The 21131-nt window shown below is 43.2% G+C and carries 17 protein-coding genes; 4 read left to right on the top strand and 13 right to left on the bottom strand.

Features of this window, described 5'->3' with window-relative positions; all coding sequences use genetic code 11:
- Positions 1 to 10 precede the first annotated feature (10 nt).
- From ACSLBF_RS01600 to ACSLBF_RS01555, 10 genes are all read right to left on the bottom strand, one after another.
- Positions 11 to 1885, bottom strand: coding sequence for a hypothetical protein (locus ACSLBF_RS01600; RefSeq protein ID WP_440054879.1), 1875 nt, complete (start codon positions 1883 to 1885; stop codon positions 11 to 13).
- The gene (locus ACSLBF_RS01595) at positions 1878 to 5975 is read right to left on the bottom strand and encodes an HTH domain-containing protein (RefSeq protein WP_440054878.1); all 4098 of its coding nucleotides are present in this window, start codon (positions 5973 to 5975) and stop codon (positions 1878 to 1880) included. The genes ACSLBF_RS01600 and ACSLBF_RS01595 overlap by 8 nt, the downstream gene beginning before the upstream one ends.
- Positions 5976 to 5981: 6 nt before the next feature.
- Positions 5982 to 6458 carry a protein kinase gene (locus ACSLBF_RS01590; protein WP_138363135.1) on the bottom strand — a complete coding sequence of 159 codons (477 nt, stop codon included), beginning with the start codon at positions 6456 to 6458 and terminating at the stop codon, positions 5982 to 5984.
- Positions 6451 to 8460 carry a hypothetical protein gene (locus ACSLBF_RS01585; protein ID WP_440054877.1) on the bottom strand — a complete coding sequence of 670 codons (2010 nt, stop codon included), beginning with the start codon at positions 8458 to 8460 and terminating at the stop codon, positions 6451 to 6453. The genes ACSLBF_RS01590 and ACSLBF_RS01585 overlap by 8 nt, the downstream gene beginning before the upstream one ends.
- A complete protein-coding gene (locus ACSLBF_RS01580; protein WP_440054876.1) occupies positions 8453 to 8869 on the bottom strand; it encodes a hypothetical protein in 417 nt (138 codons plus the stop codon). Before ACSLBF_RS01580 ends, ACSLBF_RS01585 begins: the two co-directional genes overlap by 8 nt.
- Complete coding sequence (locus tag ACSLBF_RS01575) at positions 8870 to 10036, bottom strand: hypothetical protein (protein ID WP_440054875.1); 1167 nt, start codon at positions 10034 to 10036, stop codon at positions 8870 to 8872.
- Positions 10033 to 11214, bottom strand: coding sequence for a tyrosine-type recombinase/integrase (locus tag ACSLBF_RS01570; protein ID WP_138363132.1), 1182 nt, complete (start codon positions 11212 to 11214; stop codon positions 10033 to 10035). The genes ACSLBF_RS01575 and ACSLBF_RS01570 overlap by 4 nt, the downstream gene beginning before the upstream one ends.
- A 219-nt stretch (positions 11215 to 11433) precedes the next feature.
- Positions 11434 to 12087 carry a single-stranded DNA-binding protein gene (ssb, locus tag ACSLBF_RS01565; RefSeq protein WP_440054874.1) on the bottom strand — a complete coding sequence of 218 codons (654 nt, stop codon included), beginning with the start codon at positions 12085 to 12087 and terminating at the stop codon, positions 11434 to 11436.
- Positions 12088 to 12104: 17 nt separating this feature from the next.
- Positions 12105 to 13472 carry an MFS transporter gene (locus tag ACSLBF_RS01560; RefSeq protein ID WP_440054873.1) on the bottom strand — a complete coding sequence of 456 codons (1368 nt, stop codon included), beginning with the start codon at positions 13470 to 13472 and terminating at the stop codon, positions 12105 to 12107.
- Between the two features lie 50 nt (positions 13473 to 13522).
- Positions 13523 to 14278: a substrate-binding periplasmic protein gene (locus ACSLBF_RS01555; RefSeq protein ID WP_440054872.1), complete on the bottom strand. Its 756-nt coding sequence runs from the start codon at positions 14276 to 14278 to the stop codon at positions 13523 to 13525.
- A 122-nt stretch (positions 14279 to 14400) separates the two neighbouring features.
- On the opposite strand from ACSLBF_RS01555, the gene uvrA reads away from it, so the two are divergent.
- Entirely contained in the window at positions 14401 to 17223 is a 2823-nt protein-coding gene (gene uvrA, locus ACSLBF_RS01550; protein ID WP_440054871.1) for an excinuclease ABC subunit UvrA, read from the top strand.
- A gap of 278 nt (positions 17224 to 17501) precedes the next feature.
- Positions 17502 to 18263, top strand: coding sequence for a hypothetical protein (locus ACSLBF_RS01545; RefSeq protein ID WP_440054870.1), 762 nt, complete (start codon positions 17502 to 17504; stop codon positions 18261 to 18263).
- Here ACSLBF_RS01545 and ACSLBF_RS01540 read toward each other — a convergent pair.
- Positions 18244 to 18642 (bottom strand): acyl-CoA thioesterase, encoded by a 399-nt coding sequence (locus ACSLBF_RS01540; RefSeq protein ID WP_440054869.1) that lies wholly within the window; start codon positions 18640 to 18642, stop codon positions 18244 to 18246. The genes ACSLBF_RS01545 and ACSLBF_RS01540 overlap by 20 nt on opposite strands.
- A 29-nt stretch (positions 18643 to 18671) precedes the next feature.
- On the opposite strand from ACSLBF_RS01540, the gene ACSLBF_RS01535 reads away from it, so the two are divergent.
- A complete protein-coding gene (locus ACSLBF_RS01535) occupies positions 18672 to 19382 on the top strand; it encodes a 2OG-Fe(II) oxygenase (protein WP_440054868.1) in 711 nt (236 codons plus the stop codon).
- Between the two features lie 32 nt (positions 19383 to 19414).
- Here ACSLBF_RS01535 and ACSLBF_RS01530 read toward each other — a convergent pair whose 3' ends face one another.
- A complete protein-coding gene (locus ACSLBF_RS01530; RefSeq protein WP_440054867.1) occupies positions 19415 to 19786 on the bottom strand; it encodes a YacL family protein in 372 nt (123 codons plus the stop codon).
- Between the two features lie 125 nt (positions 19787 to 19911).
- Here ACSLBF_RS01530 and ACSLBF_RS01525 point away from each other — a divergent pair, with 125 nt between their 5' ends.
- The gene (locus tag ACSLBF_RS01525; RefSeq protein ID WP_440054866.1) at positions 19912 to 20814 is read left to right on the top strand and encodes an AEC family transporter; all 903 of its coding nucleotides are present in this window, start codon (positions 19912 to 19914) and stop codon (positions 20812 to 20814) included.
- Here ACSLBF_RS01525 and ACSLBF_RS01520 read toward each other — a convergent pair.
- Positions 20811 to 21038 carry a hypothetical protein gene (locus ACSLBF_RS01520; protein ID WP_440054865.1) on the bottom strand — a complete coding sequence of 76 codons (228 nt, stop codon included), beginning with the start codon at positions 21036 to 21038 and terminating at the stop codon, positions 20811 to 20813. The genes ACSLBF_RS01525 and ACSLBF_RS01520 overlap by 4 nt on opposite strands.
- Positions 21039 to 21131 lie beyond the last annotated feature (93 nt).

Genomic DNA, 21131 nt, shown 5'->3' with positions numbered 1-21131 from the left:
CAAATAATAATCATTTCCTACTCAGCATCTTAAATACGTCTAGGGCTTTGGAACAGGTGTGATATAAATAAGGCTCCAGGATGCAAAGCCTTTCGAGCATTACCTCTATTCTAAATATAGCGTCTTCACGAATTGATAGATAAGCCAATTCTGTACACCATTGCCCTATAAATTCAGCCCAGTTATTTTTATCTTCAAATGCAGCAGCTGCAACTAAACCTAATGAAAGATAGTTTTCTGGCTCAGAATCTACATCAATATAATCACGATATAGTCGGCTTAAGATCATAACTGAAGAAGCAATCTTTTCACTTCGAGTCATACAAGCAACTTGTGCCAAACCATTAAGTACCTGATAAACTGAGTCCTTGTCGTTTGCTTCGGCTAATTTGTGCTGTGCACTTTCTAATAGTGAAACTGTACGCTCTAAATGTTTTTCATCAATTTTCCAGAAAAGTGCAGAATTCATCAAAACTCTAAACGATGCTAATGAAACCTCACAACTAACTTGCTCAGCCAGTAAATTCGATATTTCACCGGGCACTTCAGCTGGAACAGAGTTACCTTCCAATGGCCCAGGTAAAAACCAATTCATATTGAATTTTGAACCACTCATAAGCTCTTCTTGTAAACACTTAATCGCCTCATTCTTAGCAGCATCTTGACATGCAATATTTACCCGACCATATAGCTCATTAATGAATTGTTCTGCTGTTAAGTATGTTGGTAACCATCTTGGTTCTTCTATTAGATCAATAAAACTTTGACAGTAAAAATAAAGCCCCCTCTGTTGAGCAGCCCATTGTTCTACTTTGTCAAAGGCAACACTTTCTTCCAATGCAGCTTCAACAATTAAGGCTGACTGGGCAAGAGAAGCGAGGCGCCTGTAGAATGGTGGCTTACCTCTGAATATCTGTAGTCGCGCCAGTTCTCCATCAACAAAAACAGTCATAGAGCAAAGAAGACGTAGATTTTCCAGTGTTTTTACAGATGAAATACTCTCGAAAAGATCCTTAAGAGTAGTATCTAATGAATTGGCAAATTTCAAAACACCGATTTCAAGGCAAGAAACCAAAAGTATTGGATGACAGGTTTCAATTGCCCTCTTTGCGAGAGATTGATACAAAGCTTCGTCAACGATCCCTGTTGAAACAACTCTTGATATTGATTTATGCATACAAACCAATAGCTCATTATCAGTCAGTCCATTTTCTATTCTACCGTCGAAATATTGCTTAAACTCATTGTTACAAAACTCCTCAATATTTTTACTGCCACGATACTTGCCGACAAGTCGTTCATAATAACGAATATCATTCGGAACCAGTGTCGATGCGCTATTTGACGGTCTTTGAAACTCACTCTTTAGTAACTTCTTAATACGGATTGGAGATAAATCCAAATCAAGTAACAAGTCAGATACAGCATCATCACTGACAACCTCCGCCGAAAGCTCAGCTCTCCAGTATTCAATGTCCTCTTTCGAGAGCCAACGATTTTTCGCAACTGTTTCAAATATGCTTAACCGTCTGTCGATATCTCCCAAAAGTGGCCAAAAACTATCATTAACAATCTGCACATCCCCGTTGGTTAGAGAAAAGCCTGAACGTTCACCGGGAAGATTCCGTAACAACCACACATTATGATTAGTATCTTCCAATGAAAATTCCTCCTCGATATTATCAAAAACACTGCGAATAGCCTGAAAAAGAGCTCTTCTAGCAAAGGCATACTCTTTATCACCAAAACTAATAGTCGCATCTGTTCGTAGCCCTAGCTCTTCGCACAATTTAGTATCTGATAGTAGCTCCAACCTCACCGAACTTGGGAATAAATTGAGAGTGTGAGAAACAATATAAGCATGCATAGAGTCCGAGTTACTCATCCTGATCTATCTCCAGTGGATCATTAGCGATACTTTTAATTTGCTGCTTCATCAAATCAATTACATACTTAAAACTCCATGGATCATTGTCCTTCAAGGGCTCCAAAACAAACTCATCCAACCATGCTTTATAGCTATTATTTTGCTTGTCTGACAAATGCTCCGGCGGCATCAGTACAGAATGAACCGCCAAAGCCTCGCCTAAATAGGCCATCCCTTCATTTCCCCTTATTTTATGAGACTGGGCCCATTCCCTATACCCCATAAGCTCATACAACCAGCAGGATCTAGCGCGACTTACTTCGGGAGGAATATCGTCGGACCACTGAGTTCTTATTGCTTTTGCAATCGTCTTCATCGTTTCATGGAGCCACTGGGCATCTCTTGGGAGTTGAACCAAACCACTAATCCTGATCAAAAATAGATTTTCTCTTATCATTCTTAGCTGTTTAGTTGGCTTAAACTCACCATCTGACATTACTGAATGATTTAGGTGATATTCAAGCTCTTCGTCGGAAATGCCAACAAACGCTAATCCAAACTCCCGGAGTAATGTCCTTGCTTCAAGCTTCTGTTCTTGAGAGATAAGTCCCTTATGGTGTAGTGTCTCAATAAAGTCTAATGATGTATAAATAGGTGCGGTTCTTCCATCAAATGCAATATCTCGATGCTTATTCATAAATCGGTCATCTATCAAAGCTGAGTCGCATAATTTAAGTGCCTCAAAAAGCTCTTCTGTTGGCTTGGCAAAATTATTATTAGAAGCTGCCACTTGGTCTCTATTTAAAGGCATTTCAGATAGCATAACTTTCCCAGATGTAAGCCCATTGGAAAATAATTTCCTTATATTCTCTATTTTCGAATCTTCCAACTCGATAATTGAACTGTGACTTATCAACGCTCTATACCTATCACGCTCTCCCTTAAATACATACACTTCAAATCCAGCATCGCTAAGTCTATCAAGCATATCAACTGTAATCAGATAGGTAATTGACAGTGAATCTAGAAATAATCGTGCTCCATTGGCCACTTCAAGTTCGACAGGCCACTCTTTCTCATGTTGGTTAAGATAATTTAAGGCCTCAATACACTGAGATTCAGTGATTACGGCCAGTTCTTTGAGTTTTCTGACTAATTGAGAACATGAAGTCAAACAGTGATGAAATGGAGAAAGATCAGCTTCTACCTCCCTAAAGGTACCTCCGACCTTATACACAGGGTAGGAACACACTACTACTGATTGCAACTCATTCGCAGGATTCTCACGCACCTCCTCAAGCATAAACGCAAGCTCTTCACCTACATCTAGTGCCAGCTCAGGATTATTAATTTTTTTCGGGTGAAAAACAGAAATTTTGCCATCAGAAACCAGCCGTTCAAAATACTTTGCCTTTTCAATTTGGCTAGGCTGATGAAAAGCAACTTTCTGCTTCTCTTCAAAAAGCCATCGCATAAAAGAATGCGGGATAATGATTTTCTTAAAACAATCAAACAGTAGGTTTAGTACCCCTGAATTTTCCATCACCAAAGTACTGGAAGCATCGACAGCAACTGTCTCACCAGCAATAACCTGATCCGACCTCGCACCATGAAATACCGGGACTACACTTTTCCGCCTTATATCTTTCGTATTTTTATTCTCTAAGGGCTGGAGAAGATAAAAATCAGACATAGTTCTGTTCAATAGTTCCGCTACTGTAAAAATGGGGGCATCACCATCAAAATAGGCTTTATAGACCCTTTCATTTTTCTCCCTAGACTCGGATATCATATCTTTTAGGTCTTCGAAAGAGGCCTTGTGTAATGGGCCATTTTCATTAGAGAGAACTATTGCCTTATTAAGCCATGCCGATGTTTCTTGATTGTCCTCTGAGCCCATTGTCGTAGCAATGAAATATGATGATGCAAACACTTGAGGATCATCCCGATATTTTCCTGTACAGAACTCAAGTATTTGCTTTGCTCGCCTTGGAGAAATTGCTTTTGCTAAATGGGCAGCCTGTAAGAGGTCATTCGCGTTTAGCTCCTCCCGGCTATTCCAACTATCCTCCACAAAAATGCTGAGCGATTCCCAATCACCGCTGAATATAGACAAGTTAATTTCTAGCGATTTAAGATCAGGTAGTTGTGATTTTGACTGCTTTAATCGAGCAATCTGTTCATGAGCACCACTTAAGTCCCCCTTTCTAAATAGACACCAAGCCCAGTGAGCTTGTAGCCCCTCGCTTCTCTTGACGAGATCCGTCCTATCTGACAGAAATTGATGAAGCTCAGAAAATTTCCCAAGCGAAGAAGCAGCGTTACAGACTCTGATAGCATCAGATTCCTGACCAGTGCGGTCAAAAAGCTCCCTGCAATATAAGTAGTATCTGTCCCCTCGATTGTTCCTTTCTAACAAATTAACCAAATGAGCAAGATCACTTATAGCTTCACTTTGTTGATATTGGGTTATTGCTAATGCAACAGGGTCTGCGCCCTTGGCTGAATCGATAATATTTTGCAAATTCCTGACTTCGACATCGGACGCCCCTGAATCCCCGGCTTTATCTAAAAGCTGTTGTGCATCATCAACCAACCCTGACTTCGCTAATGCCTCTATTTCTAGCATACTGATTGCAACAGAATTAACGCTCCTTTCTATTTGATGTCTATGGCGGCTGATATAATCCACTGCTGCCGATATTGGTTTTTGTGTCTGAGCCAATACAAACCGTGCTAAACCGATAATTGCGTTATTCGCTGGACCTAGTGCTGTCTGTCTATTTACCTCATTTTCAATAGACTCAAAATCAATATCAATTCCAAAAGCAAATGCCAATGGCAAATATTCAAGCGTTTTTTGATTGTAACTTACGAAGTAGCTCTGAAGTTCAGCAATTGCCTGTTCGTGAGTTTCACTGTTTCTAAGTTGTAACCACAGTACATACTGATCCGAAATATTCGCTACATCTTCAGCGCCCAGATGTCGTGCACGAACCGAGCAAACCTTGAATAGCTCGACAGCTCGATTTCTAAGTAATATAGATTCAGAATCATCAGCCAAAGGAAAGCGATCTGCTGCTAAGGGGATATAAGTCAATACACTCTCACGGAGCTCAACTGCCTTAATTGCATTTACCAAGAACGTAAACGCAGAAAGCTGCGCCAGTGCTGGTGAAATAGATAAGGATTCGTCATCTATCTTTTGAACTACATTTAAAGCCTTTTCCCATTGATGCTCTGTCAACAACACAGAGAGCAAAACGACTTTTCCATCATTATCTACATCGTGAAGGCTTAATCCTGCACTTTCAAACCAGCCCAAAACAGCTTTGATTCCGTCTACTGTTTTTTTAATCATAAAGAAGGCGGCATAATTTGATGGGCTACTTACCTTGAGCAGACCAGAAGCCGCATCTACATTGTTCGATTTAATAGCATCAATAAAGGCCTGCGCTATTACCGCCTCTTCCGTTTCACACAGTTTTTTCGAGCTTGACAACCATTTTTCAGCTAACTCGGCTCTTTCCCCTATGCACAAATATCGTGCAAGTAGCGCTAACGCTCTAGCTTTTGCTTGTGGTGTGCCACCGGACAGCTCTCCATCAATAATGCTTTCTGCTAAAGCAGTCGCTTTTTCTTCCTTAGGAAAAGAACCGAAGAATCGCAGAAATGTAATTTCGCTAGTAAGCTCTTCTATCCTTTCATCTTGAAGATGCTGGGCTCCAAAACCAGCGCCCCTCATTTTATCAACTATCAAATCTGCTGTTTGTTTTGGATGATCTTTAACTGTATCCAGTAGCTTCTTTTCACTGTCCTGCCGCATTGATTTAATTTGAAGCCACACCTCAATCAAATAAATCGATAGGCTTAACCCAATTAAAACCCACCCGGTTATAAACATTGGTGTTGATATTGGTCCACTATATTCTGGAAGAACTTTCTGGTGGCTCAAAAACCAATTTAGAATATCCAGCCATAAAGGAGGATTCAGGATACCGACACCAGCCAACAACAACGGTACGCTTAGCGCTTTCGCTAATGAAGGTCTAAACAGTACAACTAAAAACTTTATGTTTTTCCACACAACATCCCGATCAATATTCATGATGTTCTAGACTCTCCCTGAAGGTGGAATTTCTTTGTCAAACGGCCGGAGGATTTTCGCAGTTTCAGTATTAGAAGGCAGCTCAGCTCCCTCTAACGGGGCTTTATCAACGCCGACCATCTGTATACCTTTCTGCCGCACGTGGAAGGCGATTTGTTGCCAGCGACGTAACCATTGAGCTTCTTTTCTCTTGTAGGCTTCTAGTTCCGCTTTGAGGCGATCCACCTCTACCTGAAGCTCTTCCGCCTCTTTCGTTGCCTGCGCTTTGGTTTTCACGAGGCCACCCGACAATGCTTGTTTGGCATTGTCATAAGCGGCTTTAATTTCAGATTTGGCTTGGAGTGACTGACGACTAAAGCCAAAACGTTCTTCTAGAACAGCCCAGGTGAGTTTTGCTCCAAGCTCGCCAAGTGCCCAGCGATCCAAATCAGCTACGATTGTATTGATGTCACTATCGGACATGCGCCTGAAGCGCTTAACCATGCTCTACCTCGTTTAAATATTGTTCGGGATCAAAGTGCTCCACCCCGTTATCAGCCAGTTGCACAGCCAGCGTTTTGAGTTTTTTATCGTTATGAGCTATCCAATCAGCGCTCTTTTTGGGCTTGTTACTACTTAATTGTTTCTCAGCATTTTTTCGGGCCAATGCGGTAAGGGCATATTGGCGCTTCTGCTCGTCCAGCCTACCCTTGTCATCCTTGACCCACACGTAGTCTTTACAATCTGCCGAACATTGTAAATGGCGCTCGCAGGGTGTTTGAGAAAAGTTGTGGACGCAGATACCTGTACCGACATCATGCACAGCCTGAATGCGTGCTTTAAGAATGGCATCCTGTACTTCTACCGGAACTACTTTGAGTTGCTCAGCCAATAGACCACCGACCAAGCCTTTTTTGATATCTTCGCGGAGCATCAGTGCACGTTTTTCGCGGGATGTATGCTGATAGGCTTTGGTGTCCCTGGGATTGGTTCGCCCAAACCATTCGGTTTGCAGAAGATCACTTAACCCACCTTCATCAAGTAAAGTATTGAGCGTGTGGCGGAAGTGGTGACTGGTAAAATCTACCTCGATACTATTGGAAGCGTATTCAGCAGCAAGAGCAGGGAAATAACGGAGAAATGTGGTGAACATAGACTGGCTACAACTTGTAGCAAGCCAGTGTGCGTAGCTCCCACTGGAAAGACCCAAGTGCCTGATAAATAAAAGATCTTTAAGGTGGTATTCTTTACCAAATTGGTCCGTATGGATGACTGTCAGATAAGCATCCGAGAAGTTGCGATGACAGTATTTAACTAACCCATTTTTGTCAGTGTAATAAATAGGGTTTGCAGGCTTTACCCCCTGCTTACTCAATGCACTATGATCTGGCCACGCGAGGTTTTGTTTCCTGAGCCAGCCAGTGCTGCTCAAAACGGTATGACTGATCCCAAATTCAGTTAAATCAGCCGTATATAGCTTTTTATCTTCCTGTATGGCGTCTAAAAACCTAATATCAGGCCCACCAACTTTGTACATTTCTTCCGCTGTTGAACGCGCTTCAAATGTAATTTCCACTAACTCAACGAGCACGTCACCGACGATGGTGGTCACTTCTGACGGCAAGTAAAGTCTACGCTTAGGTGTGAAAACGTCACCACGACTTGCCTTTCGCGGAAAGAATTCGATATAGGCATTACCCTCTTCATCAATAGACAACTGCTGATTGGGTAATAGTGAAACCTCACTGAATCGTCTTCCTGTGCAAGCAAGTAGTGTCAACATCAGAATATAGAAGCGATACTTATGATCTTGGGGAACTTTTAAGTAGAGTTCACCAATGACTCGAAACACAGAGGAATCGACAAGCTTGTCCGACTTCGTCTCCAGAACCTCTGGATCATCCAACCTTTTGTGATTTATCCCTCCCGTGCTCGCTGGCCGCCTCATCCTAGCGTATTTGTACTGCAATAAAACCCGACATAGACCATTCGAATCACAATGCGCTGCGAACTCTGCAACATGCTTGTGAAGGTTGTAGGCGGTGGTTTCACTGTAGTGTTTTGAGATTAAACCGGACGCATTATCCAGAGCCTCTGGCGTAAGCCCAACTAACTCCTGCCCTAACTGTTTAGCTGCAAATGAGACATATCCAACCGCGGTTATGAAATTGCGCTGATTCGGTGCTGATTGATGTTTTCTGTGGAACCTGAGAACAAACAACGCTTTGGCAACCAGTTCCCAGCAACCGACTAGTGGCTCAGAACCCAGCCTCGGTGACAGCGGAAAACCAAAAGAAGCTGATTTCGTGTTTTTACCAGTCAACTTGACTAGGCGCCCTGCATTGACTTGCCACTCGGGGTCATCCCAAACAACCGACTCAAACCCTTCAAGCTTCATTAGCTTTGCTTTGTCGATTAAAGATTTTAGGTTTTCATTCCTGTCACGCTCCAGACGATCGAGGAAAGGGACGACCTTGGCCTTGCGATTAGAGCGACCATCAGACATTGCGACCCCCTTCCTCACAGAGTTTGGCCACTTGTGCGACCGCAGCGATCACCTCGTCAAGCTGTATGCCTAATCGCGCATTCTCGTACTTTTTTAAACGCTCTTTGCGACCGGCCAGCAGGCACTCCAAGACATGCTCATGAGCAGCATGACGATATGGCTGAAACTTGGGGCACAAATAACATGAGTAAGGGGGATCAAGATGGCAGACACTGGATTCACCACATACACCAATATCTGCTTGATCGGCAGGGTTTTGATCATCTACAAACGTTAGGTGCTTGTCATCTCGCTCACCATTGACGGCATCTTCATCACTATCGATTAGCCTGCCTTTGAAAAAATTAAGGTACTTCGAGAAGCCTTTCGCGGTTGCTTTGTCTAGGTGCTCAACTATTCTGCCAGCCATCTAAAAATAGACATTCACGTGCTGGGTATCGGTATGATCCAGAATTCTGGCCAGCTCACGCTTACTGATTCCCTCAGCTGCTAAACCAGTTGCCAAGGTATAGCGCAACCGCCTTGGCGTAACGCGCATTAACTCGTCAGTAAGCGGCGAGATAATGTTGTGACGTTTTACGAACGCACTAAGCAAACGCGCTATATCGCTGCTTGTCAGATTAAATACGTTATCAATGTCTTTGGATAAAATGGCCGATTTGTTTCCATTCCTGTTAATAAGCAATGGTCGCTCTTCCGGATTCACAAAGGCCCTATCTGCAAAGCTCAGCGGTACCAACTTACTGATTTCGATCAGCTGCTCAATCATGGCACCAAAATGCGGATCGAGATATTCATCCAAAAGATCGTCTCTTGGATTTACAAATCGCTTTTTAATTCTCGGCATGCGAATGATGTAGCAGGGGTCCTCACCTCCGGGAACCAGACATTCAAAATCAGACTCATGCAGAAAAGTTAAGTTAGCTGGGTTGCGTCCAAATGCTATTGAGAGCGCAACCACAACCCTCTGCTGCAAATACTCTAATGATCGCCCCTCATCCGATTTAAGTGCATTGATTAATAGAGGTAGCTCAAGAGACTTGTGCAGCGGACCACTTTCGGGATCTTCCATCCGAACAGCCTCACCTTTCGGATTCCCTGGCAACTCTAATGCCTCAAGTTCTTGCGCATAAATTTCCGAAAAGCCACATTCTGGCTTGTTGTCCGCGCTCCAAATGTACCACTGTATGGGCCTGTACATTACCCACAACCTTTTTCGTGAGCGGGCGCGATTGATAGCGGTTTCAAACAGACCAATTAAGTGCGACTCTGTATCAACTTGAGATACTGGGCTCCCCCAATTTCTCAGAACTTCTCTCCAAACATCCTGATACGCAGCATAACCAGCATGGGTAGATATTCGTTTAAGTCGGTCAGCAACATGGTCTTTGAACGCTTCTCTGATTTCGGAGTTAGTTATCTTTGTGAAATTCAGAGTTGAATTATCCCTCGCAGAATAGGGCAATCTCCAAGTATCACCAGATATATCAACTTCCTTTCCTTCACGGGTAATTAGCTTCTCTATCTCAGGCCAAGACTGCTCGACGGCCTGAGGTTTCGATAATCTAGTATTCAATCCGGCGTCCTCCCTGACACTATTTCAGCCTGGTACCGCTTCAGTGACTTGATTGCCTGTTCTTCCACTGCCTGGGCTATGTAAGTATCTTGTGAATCCAAACTACTATCGCCACGAAGCAAGGCTAGGGCTTCCCTTCTGCGCTGCTCATCCATTCCTGAAGCACGCAACACCCGTTCAAGCCGGGATGAGAATGTATGCCTGAGAGACTTGGCCGTTAAGTTCTCAGGAAGATCGTCTGCGTATTGCGATCGCAACAATTGAAAGAACTGTGTAATTGAGGATTGCGACAAAGGCGAACCCTCATCACTCAAGATTAAATAGTCTGATTCGTCTTGGCTTTTACTTTCAAGCACTTCACGCCAAGTAACAATGTACTCATTCAAAGCAAATGCAAGCTGCCTATTCTCAATCGGGATGACTCGACCATTGCGCTTTATTTGAGGTCTCGGTCGTCTTACATCTAGTGGGTCCGCAGGTCTACGCTCAACCTTTATCGCCGAAATCGCACCAACCTGGACATCCTCTACCCTGAGGCTAAGCAGCTCACCTGGCCTTAAGCCACAAAATAGCATCAGCCCAACAGATACATAATTTCTAAATTTTACAGCAGGATCTCGTCCAAATCCCTGCTCAGCATCGGGATGCAACACGGCAAGCAGGAAGTCAACCTCTAGCTCATTTAACCCCTTACGAAGGCTTTTTTTCATTGGTGTGGCAGACATAAAGCTACCATCCAGCATTTTTAGAAAAAATGACTTTCGCTCTCTCAAACGTTCATAGTCTAGGGAAGACAACGGCAACTGACTTATCAATACGTCCATGCACCAACTAATAAATTGTCTGATAGTCGTTAACCGTTGATTGAAGGTATTAGGTGCTATTACTCTTATACGCCCATTGGCCTGATCATTTCTTAACGCTTCGACCAAGCCACCTTTTAATTCTGCTTCGTTGAATGAGTTCTGAGCCAGCAATTTCGTAGATAGGTCACAATTCGATTTATCCAGCCAGCGATAGAGCACTGAAAGCTCTCTCAAATTCCGAACCAATGTATTTGTGCTGAGGGAGCGTCTGGCAAGAATAAACTCATTAGGTAAGACAACAGGCATACCAGAATCATCCAGCATCATTGGTATCTGTTCGCCCGTTTCGTGTGTGACTAGCTCTATTTTCATTGCACCACCCTTATTGACAAAATAAGAGTAGCTACAAACTTTTATCTTCACAACTTTTAAAGTTATACGATTTTATAAAAACACAAAGTCACATAAAACTAAAAAGCCCTTCAAATGTTGACACACTTAAAGGGCTTAACTTTTCATTTTTATTCTGTAAAACCAATTAGTTAATTAGACTAACTTAATAATTGTTTAACAGTAATTACTTTATGTCATTCAGAACGGGATATCATCATCAAAATCAATGGGGGGTTCCATTGGATTCGTACTACCACCTGAAGCAGGCTTTTGTTGTGGTGCAAAGCCACCTTGCTGCTGACTAGGTTGGTTGCCATAGCCACCACCTTGTTGCTGGCTCGGTTGGTTGCCATAACCACTCGATTGTTGGCTGTGCTGTGCCTGTTGAGGTTGTTGCGGCGCAAAACCACTCTGTTGTGACTGAGGTTGCTGTCCGTACTGCTGCTGTTGAGGCGCTTGGCTATAACTTTGCTGACCGTAACTTTGCTGACCACCTTGCTGCTCAGAGCGGCCACCTAACATTTGCATTTGTCCACCCATATCAACAACGATTTCGGTGGTGTAACGTTCTTGACCACCTTGATCAGTCCACTTGCGAGTTTGTAGACGTCCTTCAATGTAAACTTGCGAACCTTTCTTTAAATATTCGCCTGCCACTTCAGCCAACTTTCCAAATAGTACCACGCGATGCCACTCGGTCCGCTCTTGCAGCTGACCCGTGTTCTTATCTTTCCAACTGTCTGTTGTTGCGATACTAATGTTCGCTACCCCATTGCCATTCGGCATGTAACGAACTTCTGGATCTTGGCCTAAGTTACCAACCAAAATTACTTTATTAACACCACGAGCCATGGCATTGTCTCCTCACACTATGACAAGCCTAATACGTGTTTGGCTTGGTCCAAATCAAAAATCTTATCGTTTACTTTCAGGTAACTGCGATTTTCTTCTCGCACTACCGTCGCTTCTATTACACCTGCAATTGACACTAGTTTATCAGCTAACTTTTCCGCCTGAATGTCATTTTCAACTTCCGCGACTAAACTGATAACCTTGCATTTTGGAGGCACTTCCATCCTCCATGCGACAGCCAACCATATTAACCCAATTAAGGCAGTGGCAGCAAATACCATATTGGTGGAAAAGTGTTGAGCAAGCAAGCCTCCTAATGCCCCACCAATGAAAGCACCTAGAAACTGTCCTGATGAAAATACTCCCATGGCAGAACCTTTCTGGGTAGCTGGCGCTATTCTAGATACTAGCGCTGGCATTGTTGCTTCTAGAAAATTGAAAGCAACAAAATACACCAACATGGCAAACGCAATCCACCATACCGAGTTATTAAAAATAACCAGCAATAATGAACTCAGCACCAACATCATTATTGACATTAAAAATGCCTGTTTTTCTCGTTGCTTTCTAATGGCAATAATCATCATTGGCGCCATTAATACAAATGCCAACAAAAATACTGGAATGTACAATTTCCAGTGCTGCTCAGCATCAAGACCATCCAAAATAAGCTGACCTGGAAGCGCAACAAAAATAGTTGTGAGAGTTAAATGTAGCATCATCACTCCCACATCTAAACGCAATAATTGTGGATGCTTGAGCAAACGACGAATATCCGCCATATTTGCCAAGGTTTCCCCTTTAGGGGCCTTATTTACCGCACTAGGGACCACAAAAGTTACAATAGCAATCCCGAGCAGTGCCAGTACGGCGGTCAACCAAAAAATACCTGAAATCCCAAACGAAGCTGCGATCATTGGCCCAAGTAACATCGCTATCGCAAAACTTAGACCGATACACATGCCAATCACCGCCATTACCTTGGGTCTTTGCTCGTCTCGACTCAAATCAGCGGCCAACGCTAATAGAGCACTCGCAATCGCACCAACACCTTGTAATGCTCTACCTGCCGTAACCCAATAAATCGAATCAGATACCGCTGCAATCACAGAGCCCAAAGCAAAAATCAACAAACCAGAGATAATTATTGGCTTACGGCCGAATTTATCAGATAACCAACCCATTGGTATTTGCAGTAATGCTTGTGTTAATCCATAAGCCCCGATTGCTAAACCGATCCACAATGGGGAAACGTGCTCTAATGATTGACCGTAAATGGCGAGCACAGGCATCAACATGAATAACCCGAGCATTCTGAAAGCGAAGACGGACGCCAGAGAAATGGCGGCGCGCTTTTCAATATGGTTGAGTGAGTCTTGGGACATATACGCTTGCTGTTTGTTAAATAGAAAATCCGCGCTAGTCTAACAAACTATCAATCTAACTTATATTTTTTTAGGATTTCTTTCAGTTTCCCTGAGCTTTTCAAACGTTCAAAAGCCTGTTCAAACAGCTTTAGCTGCCGCTCAGAAACCGACTCTTTGCTAAAAGCAAAGTACACGGGGTTTTGGTGGATAATGTAAGGGCTGATAACGATATTGCTGAATTCTGGGTTATGCTCTTGCTGATACATAATATTGTATTTTTCTTCTAAAAAACCAGCCAGCCGACCGGTATTAAGTAAGCTGAGCTTAGTTTGATTATCCGGCATAGCAATAAATTGAGTATCGTGCTCTTTACGCTGCTCAAGGCGTTCTGCAAAGGCTTTGCCGTAAAAAGCCCCCTTGTGGATGACGATGGGATACGGCAAATGAAACAACGCTTCTAGTGAATCAATGTTATACTGAAACTGGCGATTCATTGCGAACACAATGTTTTCATTGCGCTGAGGTCCAATGAAGTGGATATAAACTTCACGTTCAGGCGTCTTAGACACACTTAACATTAAATCGATTTTGCCTTTTTTGAGTAGTTGGATTCCCCGGCCCCAAGGCACACTGACAAAGCGATGTTGACAATTTGCCTCACGCAACAACGCTTTCGCGAAGTCAACATCTAAGCCATGACTAGTGGGCACCTCATCTGGCACTGTTTGCATAGCATAACTTTCAAATCGTACGGTGATTTCACAACCAAGACTGGAGCAAGAAATCAATACCGCAATCAACAACAATCGAGACAACTTTTTCACCACCGCACTGATCGATTCACTAAGTTTAGTTCGTTTAGCTTAGATAGCTTAATTTTCGTTGCAGTATGCGGTAACCTTGGATCTCTGAGGATATACAACGCAACACTTTTGCATAGGGCAATATGGATAAAATAGAAGTCAGGGGTGCCCGCACCCATAATTTAAAAAATATCTCTCTCACTATTCCAAGAGATAAACTCATTGTGATCACTGGGTTATCCGGTTCGGGAAAATCTTCTCTTGCATTTGATACCTTATACGCAGAAGGTCAACGTAGATATGTAGAATCCTTGTCCGCTTACGCAAGGCAGTTCTTATCATTAATGGAAAAACCCGACGTAGACCATATTGAAGGCTTATCCCCTGCCATTTCTATTGAGCAAAAGTCCACATCGCATAATCCTCGTTCGACCGTGGGTACCATCACCGAAATATACGATTATCTTCGTTTGTTGTTCGCCAGAGTCGGTGAACCTCGTTGCCCAACCCATGATTTGCCATTAGCAGCACAAACAATCAGCCAAATGGTAGATACCGTACTGGCACAGCCAGAGGGAAGTAAACTTATGCTGCTGGCACCGGTCGTCAAAAATCGTAAAGGTGAGCATGTCAAACTATTGGAAGAACTGGCTAGCCAGGGTTTTATTCGGGCAAGAATTGACGGTGAAGTTTGCGACCTTTCTGACCCACCGACCTTAGAACTACACAAAAAGCACACCATTGAAGTTGTTGTTGATCGTTTTAAAGTCAAAGCCGGCCTTGAGCAGCGCCTGGCTGAATCCTTTGAAACAGCCCTAGATCTTGCTGATGGGCTAGCGCAAGTTGCCAATATGGATGATGCCACCAGTCCAGAACTTATTTTCTCAGCTAACTTTGCCTGCCCAACTTGCGGTTATGCCATGAGTGAATTGGAGCCGAGACTGTTTTCGTTCAACAACCCAGCAGGGGCTTGTCAGAGTTGTGATGGTTTGGGTGTGAGACAATATTTTGATCCCAAACGCGTGGTGCAGAACCCTGAGCTGAGCTTGTCAGGTGGCGCAATAAAAGGATGGGATAAACGTAGTTTCTATTATTTTCAGATGCTCAATTCCGTTGCCGAGCATTATGGGTTCGACCTAGAGACACCATTTCAATCGTTGTCTGAGAAAGCGCAAAAAATAGTCTTGGAAGGCTCAGGCACCACGCAAATCGCTTTCAACTATCGTAATGATAGAGGTGATCTCATTACTCGAAATCACGTGTTCGAAGGCGTATTAAATAATATGAACCGCCGTTACCGTGAAACCGAGTCTAGTTCGGTTCGTGAAGAGCTGGCCAAGTACCAGACTAGCCAAGCTTGTCCAAGCTGCCATGGTTCGCGATTACGAGAAGAAGCCCGTCATGTATTTATCGGTAGTACCGATCTCCCAACCGTCACGACCATGAGTATCGGCGAAGCTAATCAGTTCTTTACTAGCCTTGAGTTGACAGGACAAAAGGCGCAAATTGCCGACAAAATATTAAAAGAGATTCGCGACCGCTTGTCGTTTTTGATCAATGTTGGGTTAAATTATCTTTCATTGGAACGAAGTGCAGATACTTTATCGGGTGGTGAAGCGCAACGGATCAGGCTAGCAAGTCAAATTGGTGCCGGTTTAGTCGGTGTTATGTATGTACTCGATGAGCCTTCTATTGGCCTCCATCAACGCGATAACGACAGACTTCTCAAAACACTGACGCACTTACGTGATCTGGGCAATACCGTAATCGTCGTTGAGCATGACGAAGACGCTATCCGAGCGGCGGATCACATTATTGATATTGGTCCTGGTGCTGGCGTGCATGGCGGACATGTTGTTGCAGAAGGAAACCGCGAAGATATCATGGCAAATCCAGATTCTTTGACTGGACAGTATCTCAGTGGCACAAAGTGTATCGAGGTACCAGCTCAGCGACATCTGCCCAGTGACAAATGGCTCGAGCTCAATGGCGCCAGCGGTAACAACTTGAAAAACGTCGATCTGAAAGTGCCAGTCGGGTTAATGACTTGTGTGACCGGAGTCTCTGGTTCTGGTAAGTCGACTCTGATTAACGACACCTTATTTAAACTTGCTCATCAGGAGCTTAATGGTGCCACGACCCAAGAGCCGGCTCCATTTGAAACAGTCCAAGGCCTAGATCATTTCGACAAAGTCATTGATATTGACCAAAGCCCTATCGGCAGAACACCACGCTCTAATCCCGCAACTTATACAGGAATATTTACTGCCATTCGCGAGCTATTTGCAGGAACTCAAGAATCCCGTTCACGTGGATACAAAGTCGGTCGCTTCAGTTTTAATGTTAAGGGTGGACGATGTGAAGCATGTCAAGGTGATGGCGTTATCAAAGTAGAAATGCACTTTTTACCTGACGTCTACGTGCCTTGCGATGTGTGTACAGGAAAACGTTACAATCGAGAAACATTGGAAGTGCTTTATAAAGGCAAGAATATTCATCAAGTGTTAGAAATGACGGTTGAAGACGCTCGCGAGTTTTTTGACAAAATACCTGCCATTAATCGCAAGCTACAAACCTTAATGGATGTTGGTCTTTCTTATATTCGGTTGGGGCAAGCTGCAACAACACTTTCTGGCGGTGAAGCACAACGCGTCAAATTAGCGAGAGAGTTATCAAAACGCGATACTGGAAAAACATTATATATATTGGATGAACCAACAACGGGCCTACATTTCCATGATATTCAGCAACTATTAGCGGTACTTCATCGTCTGCGTGACCATGGAAATACCGTTTTAGTTATCGAGCATAATTTAGATGTGATTAAAACCGCAGACTGGATTATTGACCTTGGTCCAGAAGGTGGCGCTGGCGGCGGTCAAATTCTTACCTCTGGTACACCCGAAGAAGTGGCTAACTTTGCTGATTCTCACACTGGTAAGTACTTGAAACCATTGTTGTCATAGTTAGGAAAACGCTCTATGATTGATGCATAATAATTACAAATAATTTTGTTATGCATCAATTACTACAAGGGCCCAAAAACTTCAGGGCCTTTATCAACAAAGTACGCTTTTCCATTTCCCAGTTTTGGCTCAGTCTAACACTTGCCCAACGTTATTATTTAATTAGCTTTATTCTACTTATCTATTCAGCGACTCAGACTGAGGACTCCTTTTTCCTTGCGGCTCTCATTCTTATTACCACCGTAATAGCATTGTGCTACGAGTTTTGGCCTCGCATTATGGCATTTTGGGAGAGTGTGCCTGGCAAAGCGCTTATTCTGCTATTTTATGCCTTTATCGCTAACTTAGTGCTGGTCCAAGCCGACGGTAGAATTAATGATATAACGGGTGTCAGTACTGAGCACTTCCCTTACACTCATAACATGAGCGTATTACTCTCACTGCCTAATTGGCTGTTTATTACCAGTATCTTAATGCTGCTTTTTATGCAGGTCTTTATGACTTTTTACGTGATGGTCTTATTTCTTTTAAAACCGTTACGGCTCAAGCCTTTTTGGCACCAAAGTCACTATCGTTTCCCAGCCACAACAGCGGTGATCCGATTAATTATGTGCTTCGCTCTAATGGTTATTATTCTTGCTGCTGCAATACAGCTGCGACCAAAAGGAAATGAAGACTTTTTCCATGCTTTCGAAGACCTACCGTTTATCAAAGACAAGTTAACCATTGAATTTGAAAGTACTCCAGAAACGGAAACAAAACTTGCAGACACAGAAGACGAGCCTAAAAAAGAGATAGAAAATGAAGGGTTTTCTTATGGTAAAGGACTTAATAAGTTTCTAGCTTACTTTATTTTTGAGCTTGAATCTGATGAGTATTCTCGTTGCGAACACAGTGAAGGCAGTAACGTGGTCGAGTTAAATGATTTTGAAATACTTGAAATTGTTCCCGATGAGACTGCTGAATATGGTTACACTTACACCGTGAAGCCTTGTATTTCAGCAGCCATTGGCCATCAGTTTAAATCGCCTCAACCATAAAAGCACTGAGCGCTATGCGCTCTTCCTCACTCAGCGGCTGAGCTTGCTTAGCCGCAAAATCATAACGCACCATCACGGTCTTACCCTCTGCACAACACTCGCCATGCTGCCAAGCTTGCTGCAAAATCACAAAAGAGCTATTACCTATACGCTCAATTGCTGTTTTGACTTCGACTTCTTGTCCATAGAATAACTCTCCCTTGAAAGTCACTTCGACTTTCGCCACTATGAGTTTCCATTGCTTGGGATCAAGGTTAGGAGTGAAAACTTTAAAAATTGGTGTACGAGCAGCTTCAAACCAAACCGGGAGTACGGTATTGTTGATATGACCAAGCACATCGGTTTCGGCAAAACGCGGCATGAGCGTTTCAGATAACATAATAACTCCAATAACAACTAGGTAATAATATGAGTGATTTTATCCGCGTTTATGACAGCGCACTCGAAGCGGATTTTTGTGATCAGTTTATTAAAACATTTGAGCAAAGCCCACATCTAAAACCGGGAACTACATCAGGCGGCATCGACTTAAATAAAAAAGTGAGTCATGACCTATACCTACACTCATATCCAGAATATGCAGAACAACTAAAACATATTCAACAAATTACTGCCAAGCACCTATTTGAGTACCTTGAAGAACATATGTTTATGATTATTGGTGCGTTTGGCTTAAAAGTGTATCACCCCAAAACGGGTGAACCTGTTGATTTAACCGCAGATAACTTTGCAGAAGTGGGTAAGCCACAATTACCAGTGTTGGCCCAACAATTATTTAGATTAGGTCCAATTCAAGCACAACGCTATCAGGTGAATAAAGGTGGCTACCCTTATTGGCACAGTGAAGTTTATCCACAGCACGATCACAACGAAGCCTTACACCGAGTGTTGTTATTTATGTTTTATCTCAATGATGTCGAGGAAGGTGGTGAAACCGAGTTTTATTACCAGCAACGTAAAATCGCGCCAACAAAAGGTACCATGGTCATCGCGCCAGGTTACTTCACTCATACACACAGAGGCAATATGCCGCTTTCTAACGATAAGTATATTCTTACGTCTTGGGTGTTGTTCAATCGTGCCGAGCAGCTATATGGCGCACCGCCGAAGAGCGCGTAAAGCGTTACTTTGTGGTAATAAGGCGGTATTGACTACCGCTTTATTTGAATAAACTGCGCCCATTCATTAAGCATGCTTATAAAGTCTTCACGCCCACAACATGCAACCAGCCCTTGTTCTTCCAACTCCAACGCATCTTCCTGATATTGCTCTAGCTCACTACTTTGTTGAAACAAAACATGCGCCTCAAATAACGCCTCTGCGTGATTAAACGTTGCGCGTACCTCTTTACCCAACATGCACAACTCCTTATCTAGTGGAGTCAATGACAATATCTGCTCAATAAGCTCAGAGATTTGCTCTGGCGCGAGTTCATCGGTCAGCCAACGCCCAATAAGTGCGTGTTCATCGTTAAATCTGGCTCTAAAACCATAGAGGGGGTCACGAATAAACTGAAATTCCATACATCTTTTTACCAAACAGGAAACTGCTGCAAATATTATATCAATATTTATCATTCAAGCTTAGGCATTATGCGAGTCAGCTCAGCTTAAGTTACAATGCGCTTTTAAATAAACGATAATCGTCCATGCTTGCAATCGAAACGCTGCTTCCTCTCATTTTTATCGTCACTTGTGGTTTTATCAGTGCAAAGTCCCGCTTTATTCCTGTTTCACAGCTTGATGGTATCCGTACGTTTATCTTCACGCTGTGTATTCCCCTTATGCTATTTACCAGCATGTATAAAGCTGATCTATCGCAAATGGCGGCTGGTCGAATACTACTGAGTTTTTACCTTCCCGTCGCGGGCTGTTTCTTGGTTATCACTCTGATTAGCAAGTATCTATTCAACACGTCAATGAAAGCGGCTGCAACTAACGCATTAGCGGGTACATACTCCAATACGGTGTTAGTTGGGTTACCGGTAATTTTAGTAACATTGGGAGAGCATGCCGCGACAATGGTGTTTATGATTATCACCTTGCACAGTGCGATGCTATTTTTACTAACCTTCATGCTAGCAAGCACCAAGGTAAATTTTTACTCGACGCTAAAACCGTTATTTCTTAATCCGATAGTCGTCAGTATCAGTTTAGGTCTGCTGTTCAACATTATGGATGTTACGCTACCAGAAATACTCACACGCTCCCTTTCATGGCTCGCACAGCCTGCAATTCCGGGCGCCTTGTTTGTGCTCGGCGCAAGCTTAGTTAGCTACCCAGTTAAAGGTCATTGGCGACAGGCCTCATTACTGAGTGCTATTAAACTCATTATCCTTCCCTGCTTCGTCTACTTAACAGCAACATTATTGCTAGTGCCGGAGCGAGAAACACAAGTGATTACATTGATGAGTGCTTCACCGCTTGGAGTTAATGCTTACTTAGTCGCTAGACAGTTAAACAGCCAACAAGCGGTGTTGGCTGCTACAGTCGTGCTTTCAACTTTGATGAGTATGTTCAGCCTCAGTATTTGGCTTCACTTACTACTCTAATAATCAGACCGTGAAAACTTTGCCGCATCTATGATCGCCCACAAATGGAAAATCGCCCCCACAACTGCAGGTACCACCAAAAACCACAAGGCGTAACCTCCAAATACTACTATCGCGAAAATCAGAGCAGCTAAAATACGGCCTTGTACCAGCTGGCCAAGGCCAGGAAAAAATACATTACATATTGCTGCAATTACGTTACCGCCAGAACCTTGTCCTGCCATATGAACCTCACTTCGTCTTATATTAATTATGCTTTGCTTTATACAGTCAGATTTCGTGCCAAACTTAACCAATTGATTTAAATGGCATTTATA

It is taken from the genome of Pseudoalteromonas sp. T1lg65 (genome assembly GCF_051930985.1).
Classification (GTDB): Bacteria; Pseudomonadota; Gammaproteobacteria; order Enterobacterales; family Alteromonadaceae; genus Pseudoalteromonas.
Note: the sequence above shows the minus strand (reverse complement) of the source record. Positions and strands in the feature narration are given on the sequence as shown.